Below are 14,241 nucleotides of genomic sequence, written 5' to 3'. Positions count from 1 at the left end.
CCGCTGCATCGCCAATAGTATGGGTATGCAGGGTGCAAATCTGGTCGAACCAGATTGGCGTCATCTAGCGGCCGTCGCCGGTGCGATCCCATCTCCTTCAATCATCGATTCCGTCACCGCCGCGCGTACCAGCGCGCTGGCTGCCCATTGCGCGACCGACATCATCCTGCGGCTATCCAATCCCCATATATCCTTCAATACGATCAGCATCTCAACGCCGAAGATCAGCGACAGCGCTTGCGCGAGCCGCTTGAATTCGCGCGGCGGCAACCGGCCCTTGAGCGGCGCGATCGCATCCTTCAAAAGCTCGACGCGATGGCCGCGCGTGAAGGTCGGCTCACCGCCCAGCGTGCCTGCCTGTCGCTGCGCCCACTGGTCGAGCGACAGTTTCAGCGCCGCCTTGAACGTCGCCTCGAAGGCCTCGATGCGCGGCATGGCGGTTTCGAACAGCTCGGCTATCCGGCGCTCGGGATCGGTAGAGTTCGATCGCCAGGTGAGGATCGGCCCAAGCCCTTCGTCGACCACCGCCTGCACCAGCGCCGCCTGGCTCGGAAAATACCGATAAGCGGTGGCGCGGGAGACTTCCGCTGCTTCCGCGACCTCGCTGACCGACGGCGTGGCGCCCGCCTGCATCAACCTTGTCGCCGTCTCCAGCATCAGCCGCCTGGTGCGGGCGCGGGGCCCGCGCTCGGCCCGCGGGTTCGCCCCTTGGCCGGCATCGTCGTTCACAGTCGCTTGTTGACGTGAGACATCCATGTCAATACGATACGCGCGTCTCAAAAAATTGCAATGGCCCTTCGCGCCGTCGAACGGCCGGGCAACGGGGCGGCAGCGCCGAGCACGCCCAAGACCGGGGAAACGCGATGAAGCGCATCTATGTGGTGGGCACCGCCGACACCAAGGGCGAGGAGCTCGCTTTTCTGGCCGATGCGGTCGCCGCAACCGGCGCATCGATTGCCCGTGTCGACATCGGAACACGCGAGGCGACCGTGCCGGTCGATGTTTCGGCAGACGAGGTCGCCAGCCATCATCCCGGTGGCCGCAATGCCGTGCTCGGCATCGACGACCGCGGCACATCGGTGGCGGCAATGGCCACCGCCTTCGCGCGGTTTGTCCAGTCGCGCAGCGATATTGCCGCGATTATCGGCATTGGCGGCGGTGGCGGCACCTCGATCATCACCGCAGGCATGCGAACGCTGCCGCTCGGCCTGCCCAAGATCATGGTTTCGACTTTGGCTTCCGGCGACACCGCGCCCTATGTCGACGTCTCCGACATCGTCATGATGCCGTCGGTGACCGACATGGCCGGCCTCAACCGGCTTTCCCGTGTCGTGCTGCACAATGCCGCCCAGGCGATATCAGGCATGGCGGCGAAGCCGGCCCCGCCGCCTGACGGCAGACCTTCGCTCGGCCTCACCATGTTCGGCGTCACCACGCCATGCGTGACGGCGATCGCCGATGAGCTTCGTTCGACCTATGACTGCATGGTCTTTCACGCCACCGGCACCGGCGGCCGCGCCATGGAGAAGCTTGCCGATAGCGGCCTGTTGTCCGGCGTCATCGACATCACCACGACGGAAGTCTGCGACTTTCTGTTGGGCGGCGTGCTGCCGGCGACCGACGATCGCTTTGGCGCCATCGCCCGCAACAGGCTGCCCTATGTCGGCTCGGTCGGCGCGCTCGACATGGTCAATTTCTGGGCGCCGCCGACAATTCCGGAACGCTATCGCAGGCGGCTGTTCTACGAGCACAATCCAAACGTCACGCTGATGCGCACCACCGCCGACGAAAGCCGCACGATCGGCGAATGGATCGGCACAAGGCTGAGCCTCTGCGAGGGTCCGGTTCGTTTCCTCATTCCGGAGAAAGGCGTGTCGGCGCTCGACATCGAAGGCGGCGCCTTCTTCGATCCTGAAGCCGATGCGGTGCTGTTCGAGGCGATCGAGCGCACGATCAAACCCGACAAGAAGCGCCGCGTGCTGCGCCTGCCGCTGCACATCAACGACCCGGAATTCGCCTGGGCTGCGACAACGGCCTTCCTCGACATCGCCAGACAGTGAGACACCAAGACATGCCCGCCATACCGCGCAAGAAAATCCTGGAAAAATTCCGCAAGATGATCGGCGACGGCGTGCCAATCGTCGGCGGCGGCGCCGGCACCGGCCTCTCGGCCAAGGCCGAAGAAGCCGGCGGCATCGACCTGATCATCATCTACAATTCCGGCCGCTACCGCATGGCCGGGCGCGGCTCGGCCGCCGGCCTGCTCGCTTATGGCAATGCCAACGAGATCGTCAAGGAAATGGCCTACGAAGTGCTGCCGGTGGTGAAGAAGACGCCGGTGCTGGCCGGCGTCAACGGCACCGATCCCTTCGTCATCATGCCGCTGCTGCTGGCCGAGCTGAAGACGATGGGCTTTTCCGGTGTGCAGAACTTTCCGACAATCGGCTTGTTCGACGGCCAGATGCGGCAGAGTTTTGAGGAAACCGGCATGGGGTTCGGGCTCGAGGTCGACATGATCGCCGAGGCACACAAGCTTGACCTGTTGACCACGCCTTATGTCTTCAATCCAGACGAGGCGCGCGCCATGACAAAAGCCGGCGCCGACATCGTTGTCGCCCATATGGGGGTGACCACCGGCGGCTCGATCGGGGCAACCTCGGCCAAATCGCTGGACGACTGTGTGAGGGAAATCGACGCCATCGCCGAAGCGGCACGCTCAGTGCGCGAGGATATCATCCTGCTTTGCCACGGCGGACCGATCTCGATGCCGGACGACGCCAAATATATTCTTGAGCGTTGCAAGAGCCTGCATGGTTTCTACGGCGCCAGTTCGATGGAACGGCTGCCGGCGGAAGCCTCGATCGCGAGACAGACGGCGGATTTCAAGGCCGTCACGTTCGGCGCGGCACAAAAAAACAGCAAGAAAAACAAGGGATGAGACGATGACGGACAACAGCAAGGTGTTCGTATACCCGAAGGACGTCAGCGCCTTCGGCTTCGACTGGGGCAAGCTGTCGCTGACGATCGCTCCCGAAGTGAACGGCGCGACGCGCTTTTCCGGTGGTGTCGTCGACCTGCCGTCGGGCAAGGGCCATACGCGTCATAACCATCCGGGTGCCGAGGAGATCATCTTCGTCATCTCAGGCAATGGCGAGCAGATGGTCGAGGACGAGAAGGGCAACCCGGTCGTCGAGAAGGTCGGCCCCGGCTGCACCATCTATGTGCCGGAAAGCCGCTTCCACTCGACGCTCAACACCGGCGACGGGCCAATGCAGCTCTTCGTCGTCTATTCGCCGGCCGGGCCGGAACTGGCACTGCGGGATTTGCCGGATTTCACGCTGCTGCCGCCAGGCGGGAAGTGAGATAGAAGGCGCCTAAGCCCCGCCCCTGTTCCAGCCCCTGCCCCGGTCGCCGAACATGACATAGCCGGCATCGGTGACCGCCACCGTATCCTCGAGCTTGATGAAGCCGCGTGTCGGGTGGAGCATGGTCGTCTCGACCGAGAGCACCATGTTCTTCTCCAGCGGCTTTTCGGCATAGGTGCCTTCATACGTCACCGGATGGTTGGTCATCAGGAACGGCGCTTCATGCGTGATCAGCCCCATGCCGTGCGCGAAGAAATCGGTATAGGGCGCAACCTTGGATTTCTTCAGCACGCCTTCGGCATGAGAAATCATGTCACCGCCCAGCGTGCCCGCCTCGACTTTGGAGAAGGCCGCCTGCTGCACCGCCTCGACCTCGGCCAGCAGATCCTCGAGTTCAGCGTCCGGCTCGCCCAGAATGCCCATGCGGCAGAGGTCGCCGATATAGCCGTGGTAGTTGCCGCCGGAATCGATCGACATCACCTCGCCCTTCTTCCACGCCTGCGGCGACGCGGCGCGGTTGTGGCTGGAGCCTAGCGTCAACAGGCAATATTCGAAATGCGCGCCGCGATTGGTCTCCTCGCGCCTGAGCTGCTCGATGATCTCGCTCTTGCTCGTGCCTTCGCGGGCCCAGCCAATGGTCGCCAGCATGGAATCGGTGATCAGTTCCGAGGCGATGCGCAGCTTCTCCAGCTCCGCCTCGGTTTTGATCGCCCGCATGCGCTCAAGCATATGCGTCGCGTCGATCAGCTTGGCGTCCGGCAGTGCGTTGCGGATCAGCATATAAGCGTCGGACGGCAAAAAGCCCGGTTCGATGCCGATGCGGGCATTGCCCTTGCCGATCTTCCGCAAATGTTCGACCGCGAGATTGGCGGCATCGAGTGTGCCCCAGCAGGCGGCATGCAGTGTCGGCGTCCAGAACGGGTGGTTCTGGTGCTCGCCGCCCTCCATGCGGTTGCCGATATAGGCGGCATGCTCCGGGCCGCCTTTCTCATAGACGACAACAGGCAAATAGCGGCTGTGGCCGATCGCATCCATGGCGGCGAAGAAGATGAACTTGTAGCCGCCAAGCAGATATTGCGTGTTGTGCTTGGATGTGGCGAGCAGCACGTCGATGCCGGCCTCCTCCATCAGCCCGTCCACCCTGGCCTGGTCGAACGGCACGCTGCCGACGGCATTCTTGCCCGGGCCAATGTTCATGTCTCTCTCCCTGAAATCCCTTAGCCAGCCGCTCGGCGGCGCCAGCTTTTCTGGCTCTGATCCTCGGCTATGCTTAAATCTGCATCATTTTGCCCGATCTGGTCCAGCCAGAATGGGCGAACGAGCCCCAAAAGCTCCTTCACTTGCTGCCTTCCAGTCTGGTCCTGCCAGAATCCGCGCATCGAACCGTTTCTGTACAACTGGTCCAGCGGACGGAAATTTCAAAGCCACGTGAGGATGCGCCAATTCCGTCTCTGGCGAAACCCCGGACAAGGCCCATAATCACGTTGCGGAACGCTTATGAGCGTCCGAGGGGTACGGCGGACCCGGCCGGGTCGCGGAGAGGACGGAGTTCGATCATGTCAGAGTTCACCATTTCCAGACGCACGATGCTGGCCGGTTCGGCATTGCTGCTGGCTTCCACGGCCATGCCGACGATCGGCTGGGCGCAGACGCCGAAAAAGGGCGGACGACTGGTCGTTGCCGCCGATTCCGAGCCGCGCAATCTCAATCCGGCGATCGTCGCCTCGAACGGTGTCTTCTTCATTTCTAGCAAGATCGTGGAAACCTTGGCCGAGGCATCCTTTGACGGCAAGGACGGGCTCGATCCACGCCTGGCGCTGAGCTGGGAAGGCGACGCCGACGGTCTGTCGGTGACATTCAAGCTACGCGAGGGCGTCAAATGGCATGACGGCAAGCCCTTTACCTCCGCCGACGTCGCCTTCTCGGCGCTGCAGGTCTGGAAACCGCTGCAGAATCTCGGCCGCACCGTGTTCAAGGATCTTGAGGCCGTCGACACGCCGGACGAGGCCACCGCCGTGTTCAAATTCGCCAAGCCGACACCGTTCCAGCTGATCCGCAATGCCTTGCCGGCTCTCACCAGCGTGGTGCCGAAGCACATCTATGAGACCGGAAAGATTGAGGACAACCCGGCCAACAACGCACCGGTCGGCACCGGCCCATTCAAATTCGCCGAATACAAGCCCGGCGAATATTACCGGCTGGAGAAGAACACCGATTATTGGGGCAAGGACCAGCCCTATCTCGACGAGATCATCTATCAGGTGCTGCCCGACCGCACCTCCGCCGCAAGCGCGCTCGAAGCGGAGGAAATCCAGCTCGCCGCCTTTTCCGCCGTGCCGTTGGCCGATCTCGACCGCATCTCCAAGGTGCCTGGCCTCAAGGTTATCACCAAAGGCTACGAAGCGCTGACCTACCAACTGATCGTCGAGATCAACCATCGCCGCAAGGAGCTGGCCGACCTGAAAGTGCGCCAGGCGATCGCTCACGCCATCAACAAGGATTTCGTCGTCAAGACGGTATTTCTCGGCTATGCCGCAACCGCCACCGGCCCGGTGCCGAAAAACGACCCGCAATTCTACACCGCCGACGTGCCGACCTATGATTTCGACGTTGCCAAGGCCAATGCCTTGCTTGACGAGGCCGGCTACAGCCGAGGCGATGACGGCAAGCGCTTTTCGCTGAAACTGCTGCCGGCGCCCTACTTCAACGAGACCAAGCAGTTCGGCGACTATCTGCGCCAGGCGCTCGCCGCCATCGGCATCGACGCCCAGCTGGTCAACAACGACTCGGCCGCGCACATCAAGGCGGTCTACACCGACCACGCCTTCGACCTTGCGGTCGGGCCGCCGGTGTTTCGCGGCGATCCGGCGATCTCGACCACCATCCTGGTGCAGAGCGGCATTCCCGACGGCGTGCCCTTCTCCAACCAGGGCGGCTACAAGAACGCCGAACTCGATGCCCTGATCGCCAAGGCATCGGAGACGCTCGACACCGCCGCCCGCACCGAACTCTACAAGGAGTTCCAGAGAAAAGTTGCCGCCGACCTGCCGCTCATCAACGTCGCCGAATGGAGTTTCATCAGCGTCGCCCGCGACACGGTCAAGAACATCGCCAACAACCCGCGCTGGGCGGTATCGAACTGGGCGGACACTTGGCTGGAGGCTTAGGCAGGTCGGCTCAAGGCTTGCACATCGCCTATGTGGGTGCTCAGCTTCGGCTATGAGAGTTCCTTCGCGCCCCCCTCTGTCCTGCCGGACATCTCTCCCACGAGGGGGGTGCCGAACGCAGCGCCGAAGACTTGGCTCTCCTGTCAGTGCTGCGCCATGACCCGCGCCCTCATCCTTCTTCGCCGCCGTCTCGTTGGCAGCATCTTCGTGCTGCTGATCGTCGTCGTCGGCACCTTCCTTTTGCTCGAAGCAGCGCCCGGCGACGCGGTCGATGCCTATATCGTCTCGACCGGCGGCGACGCCGGCATGATCGAGCTGTTGCGTCACCGCTGGGGTCTCGACCAATTGGAGCTGACGCGGCTGGCCAACTATCTCTGGGCGCTGCTGCATCTCGACCTTGGCCAGTCGGTCACCTTCTCGCGGCCGATCCGCGACGTCATCCTCGAGCGCCTGCCTACCACGCTGCTGTTGATGGGCAGCGCCACCGCGCTCTCCTTCGGCCTCGGCTCGGCGCTCGGCATCTATGCCGGCGCCAGACCCGGCAGCTTCCGTGATCGCTTCCTGTCCATCGGCTCGCTGGCGCTCTATGCCGTACCGGGATTCTGGCTCGGGCTGGTGCTGATCATCGTCTTCGCCGTCGACCTGCGCTGGTTTCCGATCGGCGGCATCGAGAGCATCGCCTCGGGCAAGACCGGCCTCGATCGCGCCGCCGACATCGCCCGCCATCTCGTCCTGCCGGTGTCCGCGCTCGGCTTCATCTATCTCGCGCTTTACCTGCGCATGATGCGCGCCGGCATGGCCGAAGTCTGGCGACAGGATTTTGTCCTCGCCGCCCGCGCCAGGGGACTTTCCCGCCAGCGCATCGTGCTCGCCCACGTCGCCCGCAACGCATTGTTGCCGCTGGTCACCATGCTTGGCCTGCAGTCCGCGCAAATGCTGGGCGGCAGCGTCGTCATCGAAAGCGTCTTTTCCGTGCCCGGCCTTGGCCGGCTGGCGCAGGAAGCGGTGGCCGCGCGCGACACGCCGTTGCTGCTCGGCATCATTCTCGTCAGCGCCGTTCTGGTCGTCATCGTCAACCTTCTCGTCGACATCGCTTACGCCTTCCTCGATCCGCGCGTCGGCGCCAGTGAGGCCGGTGCGTGAGCCCGCTTCGCCGCTTTCTTCGCACGCCGGAAGCGATCGCCGGCGCGGTCTTCCTGGCGGCACTGTTTGCCGTGGCGCTTGCCGCACCTTTGTTCTTTCCCGGCGATCCGCAGGCGATTGCCGGGCCGGCATTGCTGCCGCCATTCAAGGACTGGTCGCTGCCACTGGGCACCGACCGCCTGGGCCGCGACGTGCTTGCCGAGCTTTTCCATGGCGCCCGTACCTCCCTGGCGGTCGGGCTGGCAGCAGCAGCCGCCGCCCTTGCCGTCGGCGCCGTGATCGGCACGTTGGCCGGCTTTGCCGGCGGCCTCGTCGACGAAGTGCTGATGCGCATCACCGACGCTTTCCAGACCGTGCCGGCCTTCCTGCTAGCTTTGGCTTTCGTCAGCATCGTCGGGCCATCGCTCGGCGTCGTCGTCGTGGCGATAGCGCTTGGCGCCTGGACAGGACCGGCACGCGTGGCGCGGGCCGAAGTGCTGTCGATCCGCGAGCGCGATTTTGTTGCCGGCGCCCGCGTCATCGGCATGCATCCGCTGGAGATCGCCTTTCGCGAAGTGCTGCCCAACGCATTGCCGCCGGTACTGGCATTGTCGTCGGTGATCGTCGCCGCGGCGATTCTCACCGAAGCGGCATTGTCCTTCCTCGGCCTTGGCGACCCCAACCGCGTAACCTGGGGCGGCATGATCGCCGAGGGCCGCGCTGTGCTGCGCACCGCGCCCTTTTTGTCGATCATTCCGGGCGTAGCGCTCGTGCTGACCGTGCTCGGTGTGTATCTCACCGGCGAAGGCGTCGTCGAGACGACGGCGGTGAGGAGGAGCCTGTCGTGACGGCGCTGCTTTCGATCGGTGATTTGTCGGTGACTTATCGCCGCGACGGCGCTGAGGTCGCGGCGCTGAAACATATCAGCCTTGACGTCGCGACTGGCGAGCGCTTTGCCATCATCGGCGAGAGCGGTTCGGGCAAGAGCACGCTGGCGCTTGCGATTGCCGGGCTGCTGCCGGCCTCATCCAGGATAGAGGGCCGCATCGATTGGGTGCCCCCATCGCCATCCCGGGGCGCCAAGGATCGCCAATCTTTCCTTTTTCGCAATAGCCTCCCCCTCGGTGGTCGCGACATCGGCTTCGTCTTCCAGGACCCCTCGGCCAGCATCGATCCGGTGATGACGGTCGGCAAACAGATCGCAGAAGTCGCGCACGCCCATCTCGGCCTTGCCTGGCGAGACGCCTATACCAGGGCCAGGGACCTGCTCGAACGCGTCCGTCTGCCCGTTCCCGATGCCGCCATGCGCGCCTACCCGCACCAGCTATCCGGCGGTCAGAAGCAGCGCGTGGCCATCGCCGCAGCGATCGCGGCCAGCCCGAAACTGCTAATCGCCGACGAGGCGACCAGCGCGCTGGACACCATCGTGCAGGCCGAGATCGTCGCGCTAATTCGGCAATTGGTGGCCGAGGACGGTATGGCGCTGCTGTTCATCAGCCACGACATCGCGCTGGCCGCCGAGCTTGCAGAGAGCATCGCCGTGTTCCGGCATGGCGAACTGGTCGAGTTCGGTTCGACGGCGCAGGTCGTCAGTGCGCCGCGTCACGCCTACACAAGGGCGCTGCTCGAAGCTCATCTCGGCCTCGACGTCGAGCCGCTGCTGCGGCAGACCGGAACATGAGCGGTCCGCTGCTCGCCGTTTCCGGCCTGACCAAACGATACCGTCGCGGCGGCAAGATCATCGCCGCGGTCGACGATGTTTCCTTCCACATCGAACCTGGCGAGACGCTGGCGCTGGCAGGACCTTCCGGCAGCGGCAAGTCGACGATAGCTCGGCTGATGCTGCGGCTCATCGAACCCGACGCCGGCAATATCGAATTTGAAGGCAGCGAGTTCCTGTCACTGAACGGCGCTGCCTTGCGCGACCGGCGCGCCCGTCTGCAGATGGTGTTTCAGGATCCGCTCGCCGCCTTCAACCCGCGCGCCACGGTGGCGCGCGTGCTCGACGATCCCTTGCGCATCCACCATATCGCCTCGCGAGCCGAACGCCCGCGCCGCATTGCCGCTCTGCTGGAGCGCGTCGGCCTCAGCCCAGGTCTCGCCGGCCGCGCCATTCACGAAATTTCCGGCGGCCAACGTCAACGCGTCGCAATCGCCCGCGCCATCGCCACAAAACCGTCGCTGGTCGTGCTCGACGAGGCGGTGTCGGCGCTCGACGTGTCGGTGCGCGCGCAGATCCTGCGGCTGCTGCTCGACCTTCAACGCGAGGAGCGCATCGCCTATCTGTTCATTTCGCACGATCTCGGCGTCGTCCGTGCCATCGCTCACCGCGTCGCCATTCTGGACGCTGGGCGCATTGCCGAGAGCGGCGACGCCCGCGACGTCATCGACGCGCCGCAATCTGCAATCGGCAAGGCGCTTGTGGCGGCAGCGCCAAGACTGCCAAGGATCGAACAGGACGCCTCATGACCGACGCCGAAGCCCGAGCCGAAAAACTGTCGCGCGAACTCGATTCCGCCTTCCGCAACCGCGCCGATCTTTATCGTCTGCTCCTCGATGAGCTGACTGCGGAACTTGGCGCGGAAAAAGCCGAGGCGATCATGATCCGTACCATCGAACAACGCGGCAAGGAGGTTGCGGCGGCGGCCTTCGCCGATTTCGGCCCGAACGACGCACCGGCGATCGGCGAGGCGTTCCTGGCCGTCAGCCCGGATGGCGGCCGCATGTATCCGACCGACGTCGAACGCAGCCAAGGCCGCATCGCCTTCAAGGTCAAGCGCTGTCCGCTGAAGGACGCCTGGGTCGAAGCCGGCGTCGGCGACGAGAAGCTCGCCACGCTCTGCCGCATCGCCGGCGCCTTCGACCGCGGCCTGTTCGAGGCCACCGGGGTGCGCTTCGACAACGTCACCTGGACGCCGGGCCACGGTTCCGGCTGCTGCCACATCGCTTTGACCAACCGGGATGCCGGCTAGAGCTGCATCCATGCAGCACATTCAGGTGCCGGCAAGGACGTGGAACTCCGTCCCGGCGCGCGAGCTTCGGTGTTTGGCAGCACGCCCCAAAACAAAAACCCCAGCGCCGTAAGGCTACCGGGGTTTGATGCTTGCATTGCAAGGAATTTGGTGGGGGGGCAGGATCTGTCTCGGTGTCCCGGGTGTCGGCTTCGTGCGAGGCCTGACGGGGATCGAAACAATCGCCCAGCAATACGAAAACGGCCCGCACAAGGCGGGCCGTTTTCGTATTTGGTTGCGGGGACAGGATTTGAACCTGTGACCTTCAGGTTATGAGCCTGACGAGCTACCGGGCTGCTCCACCCCGCGTCAACCCTAGAAGTAAGCCTTGGCTCACTGGATTCAAGCTCCCGCCAAATGAAAGGGCCGCTTGCGCGGCCCGGAGTCCCGTTGGCGGGCCTGTTCGTAAGGAGAAGATTTAACAACGTGCGCTTGGCAGACCTGGCAGCGACCTACTCTCCCGCGTCTTGAGACGAAGTACCATCAGCGCTGGAGCGTTTCACGGCCGAGTTCGGAATGGGATCGGGTGCAGCCGCTCCGCCATAACCACCAGGTCGGCAAAACGCACGTTGCTCGAGAAGCTGTTTTCTGTGCCATCCATCGTGTTCACGATGGGCATTGGGAATGAGAACGATCAAGCCGATCGAACTATTAGTACCGGTAAGCTTCAAGCGTTGCCGCTCTTCCACACCCGGCCTATCAACGTGGTCGTCTTCCACGGTTCTCAGGGAATACTCGTTTTAAGGTGGGTTTCCCGCTTAGATGCCTTCAGCGGTTATCCCGTCCGGATATAGCTACCCTGCTATGCGGCTGGCGCCACAACAGGTCCACCAGAGATCCGTCCATCCCGGTCCTCTCGTACTAGGGACAGATCCTTTCAATATTCCTACACCCACGGCAGATAGGGACCGAACTGTCTCACGACGTTCTGAACCCAACTCACGTACCGCTTTAAATGGCGAACAGCCATACCCTTGGGACCTGCTCCAGCCCCAGGATGCGATGAGTCGACATCGAGGTGCCAAACAACCCCGTCGATATGGACTCTTGGGGGTCATCAGCCTGTTATCCCCGGCGTACCTTTTATCCGTTGAGCGATGGCCCTTCCACGCGGGACCACCGGATCACTATGACCGACTTTCGTCTCTGCTCGACTTGTCAGTCTCGCAGTCAGGCAGGCTTATGCCATTGCACTCAGCGAACGATTTCCGACCGTTCTGAGCCCACCATCGCGCGCCTCCGTTACTCTTTAGGAGGCGACCGCCCCAGTCAAACTACCCACCATACATTGTCCCGGACCCGGATAACGGGCCGCGGTTAGACATCCATAGTGATAAGGGTGGTATTTCAAGGGTGGCTCCACCTGAGCTGGCGCCCAGGTTTCAAAGCCTACCACCTATCCTACACATGCCACTACGAATGCCAATGTAAAGCTATAGTAAAGGTGCACGGGGTCTTTCCGTCTAACCGCAGGAACCCCGCATCTTCACGGGGAATTCAATTTCACTGAGTCTATGCTGGAGACAGCGGGGAAGTCGTTACGCCATTCGTGCAGGTCGGAACTTACCCGACAAGGAATTTCGCTACCTTAGGACCGTTATAGTTACGGCCGCCGTTTACTGGGGCTTCGATTCAGAGCTTGCACCCCTCCTCTTAACCTTCCAGCACCGGGCAGGCGTCAGACCCTATACGTCGTCTTGCGACTTCGCAGAGCCCTGTGTTTTTGATAAACAGTCGCTACCCCCTGGTCTGTGCCACCCTCCCATGCTTGCGCATGAAAGGGTCACGCTTCTTCCGAAGTTACGCGTGCAATTTGCCGAGTTCCTTCAGCATAGTTCTCTCAAGCGCCTTGGTATACTCTACCAGTCCACCAGTGTCGGTTTCGGGTACGGTCTATAAGGAGGAGCTATTTCCTGGAACCACGCAGCAGCCCTTTCAATCCGATAAGATTGGACTACCTCAATGATCCGTCACTTCCTCCAGGCCCACGAATATTAACGTGGTTCCCATCGTCTACGCATTTCTGCCTCGACTTAGGGGCCGGCTAACCCTGCTCAGATTAGCTTTAAGCAGGAACCCTTGGACTTTCGGCGGGGGAGTCTCTCACTCCCCTTACGTTACTCATGTCAGCATTCGCACTTCTGATACCTCCACCATCCCTCACGGGTATGGCTTCATCAGCTTACAGAACGCTCCGCTACCGCTTGCATTGCTGCAAACCCTAAGCTTCGGTGTATGGCTTTAGCCCCGTTACATTTTCGGCGCAAAGACCCTTATTTAGACCAGTGAGCTGTTACGCTTTCTTTAAATGATGGCTGCTTCTAAGCCAACATCCTGGTTGTTTTGGGATCCTCACATCCTTTCCCACTTAGCCATAACTTGGGGACCTTAGCTGTAGGTCAGGGTTGTTTCCCTTTTCACGACGGACGTTAGCACCCGCCGTGTGTCTGCCGACTATTACTCCCAGGTATTCGGAGTTTGGTTAGGTTTGGTAATCCGGTGAGGACCCCTAGCCCATCCAGTGCTCTACCCCCTGGGGTATTCGGTCGACGCTCTACCTAAATAGATTTCGCGGAGAACCAGCTATTTCCGAGTTTGATTGGCCTTTCACCCCTAGCCACAAGTCATCCCGAACTATTGCAACAGTTATGGGTTCGGTCCTCCAGTAAGTGTTACCTTACCTTCAACCTGCTCATGGCTAGATCACTCGGTTTCGGGTCTAATGCGACGAACTGAACGCCCTATTCAGACTCGCTTTCGCTGCGCCTACACCTATCGGTTTAAGCTTGCTCGTCACACTAAGTCGCTGACCCATTATACAAAAGGTACGTGGTGACCCAGGACGAACCTTGGGCTCCCACTGTTTGTAGGCAATCGGTTTCAGGTACTATTTCACTCCCCTTGTCGGGGTGCTTTTCACCTTTCCCTCACGGTACTAGTTCGCTATCGGTCATGCACGAGTACTTAGGCTTGGAGGGTGGTCCCCCCAATTTCAGACAGGATTTCACGTGTCCCGCCTTACTCGAGGACGATGATTTGCATTACGCGTACGGGGCTGTCACCCACTATGGCCCTACTTTCCAGAAGGTTCCGCTTGTCTCATCATCGCCACTGGCCTGGTCCGGGTTCGCTCGCCACTACTTCCGGAGTCTCGGTTGATGTCCTTTCCTACGGGTACTTAGATGTTTCAGTTCCCCGCGTTCGCCACTTTACCCCTATTTTATTCAGGGTAAGTTACCTATTATCGATACTTGGAAACCACAGCAGCAAGTTGCCCTGCTGCTCTGATTTTCCAAGTACCTTAGGTGGGTTTCCCCATTCGGAAATCTACGGATCAAAGGGTATTCGCACCTCCCCGTAGCTTATCGCAGCGTATCACGTCCTTCATCGCCTGTGCATGCCAAGGCATCCACCAATTGCCCTTAAGACACTTGATCGTTCTCATTGCCAATGCCCACCTGCGCGATCTCGAAGAGATCGTCGCTCAGCGAAATCCTGTGCGGGATTGTCGCTGGAATGTCATTGGCACAAAAAGACCAGCTTCTCGAGATCGGTTCGAGGGTGCGGTTAGGCAAG

At 61.7% G+C, this 14,241-nt stretch carries 11 protein-coding genes, 1 tRNA gene and 2 rRNA genes; 9 read left to right on the top strand and 5 right to left on the bottom strand.

The window, feature by feature from the left end; translation table 11 throughout:
- Positions 1-60 precede the first annotated feature (60 nt).
- A complete protein-coding gene (locus NKJ08_RS05415) occupies positions 61-756 on the bottom strand; it encodes a TetR/AcrR family transcriptional regulator (protein ID WP_352525071.1) in 696 nt (231 codons plus the stop codon).
- Positions 757-863: 107 nt separating this feature from the next.
- Here NKJ08_RS05415 and NKJ08_RS05410 point away from each other — a divergent pair, with 107 nt between their 5' ends.
- The 3 genes from NKJ08_RS05410 to NKJ08_RS05400 are packed head-to-tail and all read left to right on the top strand — an operon-like array spanning position 864 to position 3,362.
- Entirely contained in the window at positions 864-2,060 is a 1,197-nt protein-coding gene (locus tag NKJ08_RS05410) for a Tm-1-like ATP-binding domain-containing protein (protein WP_352525069.1), read from the top strand.
- An 11-nt stretch (positions 2,061-2,071) separates the two neighbouring features.
- On the top strand, positions 2,072-2,938 hold the full coding sequence (locus tag NKJ08_RS05405) for a phosphoenolpyruvate hydrolase family protein (protein WP_352777090.1): 867 nt from the start codon (positions 2,072-2,074) through the stop codon (positions 2,936-2,938).
- 4 nt (positions 2,939-2,942) lie between these two features.
- The gene (locus NKJ08_RS05400; protein WP_023675172.1) at positions 2,943-3,362 is read left to right on the top strand and encodes a cupin domain-containing protein; all 420 of its coding nucleotides are present in this window, start codon (positions 2,943-2,945) and stop codon (positions 3,360-3,362) included.
- Between the two features lie 12 nt (positions 3,363-3,374).
- On the opposite strand, the gene NKJ08_RS05395 is transcribed toward NKJ08_RS05400, so the two are convergent.
- Positions 3,375-4,562: a M24 family metallopeptidase gene (locus NKJ08_RS05395; protein ID WP_352777093.1), complete on the bottom strand. Its 1,188-nt coding sequence runs from the start codon at positions 4,560-4,562 to the stop codon at positions 3,375-3,377.
- 359 nt (positions 4,563-4,921) lie between these two features.
- On the opposite strand from NKJ08_RS05395, the gene NKJ08_RS05390 reads away from it, so the two are divergent.
- From NKJ08_RS05390 to NKJ08_RS05365, 6 genes are all read left to right on the top strand, one after another.
- Positions 4,922-6,532 (top strand): ABC transporter substrate-binding protein, encoded by a 1,611-nt coding sequence (locus NKJ08_RS05390; RefSeq protein WP_352777095.1) that lies wholly within the window; start codon positions 4,922-4,924, stop codon positions 6,530-6,532.
- Between the two features lie 156 nt (positions 6,533-6,688).
- Entirely contained in the window at positions 6,689-7,675 is a 987-nt protein-coding gene (locus NKJ08_RS05385) for an ABC transporter permease (protein WP_352525062.1), read from the top strand.
- Positions 7,672-8,502 (top strand): ABC transporter permease, encoded by an 831-nt coding sequence (locus NKJ08_RS05380; protein ID WP_352525060.1) that lies wholly within the window; start codon positions 7,672-7,674, stop codon positions 8,500-8,502. Before NKJ08_RS05385 ends, NKJ08_RS05380 begins: the two co-directional genes overlap by 4 nt.
- Complete coding sequence (locus NKJ08_RS05375) at positions 8,499-9,335, top strand: ABC transporter ATP-binding protein (protein WP_352525058.1); 837 nt, start codon at positions 8,499-8,501, stop codon at positions 9,333-9,335. The genes NKJ08_RS05380 and NKJ08_RS05375 overlap by 4 nt, the downstream gene beginning before the upstream one ends.
- Positions 9,332-10,123, top strand: a complete 792-nt coding sequence (locus tag NKJ08_RS05370) for an ATP-binding cassette domain-containing protein (RefSeq protein ID WP_352525056.1) — start codon at positions 9,332-9,334, stop codon at positions 10,121-10,123. Before NKJ08_RS05375 ends, NKJ08_RS05370 begins: the two co-directional genes overlap by 4 nt.
- Complete coding sequence (locus tag NKJ08_RS05365; RefSeq protein WP_352525054.1) at positions 10,120-10,626, top strand: L-2-amino-thiazoline-4-carboxylic acid hydrolase; 507 nt, start codon at positions 10,120-10,122, stop codon at positions 10,624-10,626. The genes NKJ08_RS05370 and NKJ08_RS05365 overlap by 4 nt, the downstream gene beginning before the upstream one ends.
- Before the next feature lie 271 nt (positions 10,627-10,897).
- On the opposite strand, the gene NKJ08_RS05360 is transcribed toward NKJ08_RS05365, so the two are convergent.
- The 3 genes from NKJ08_RS05360 to NKJ08_RS05350 form a co-directional block, all read right to left on the bottom strand.
- Positions 10,898-10,974 (bottom strand) — tRNA-Met (locus tag NKJ08_RS05360).
- Between the two features lie 130 nt (positions 10,975-11,104).
- A 5S ribosomal RNA gene (gene rrf, locus NKJ08_RS05355) occupies positions 11,105-11,219 on the bottom strand.
- Between the two features lie 76 nt (positions 11,220-11,295).
- Positions 11,296-14,102, bottom strand: a 23S ribosomal RNA gene (locus NKJ08_RS05350).
- Positions 14,103-14,241 lie beyond the last annotated feature (139 nt).

It is taken from the genome of Mesorhizobium sp. M0244 (assembly GCF_040321795.1).
Taxonomy (GTDB): domain Bacteria; phylum Pseudomonadota; class Alphaproteobacteria; order Rhizobiales; family Rhizobiaceae; genus Mesorhizobium.
The sequence above is the reverse complement of the archived record's forward strand: the minus strand, read 5'-3'. Positions and strand labels throughout refer to the sequence as shown.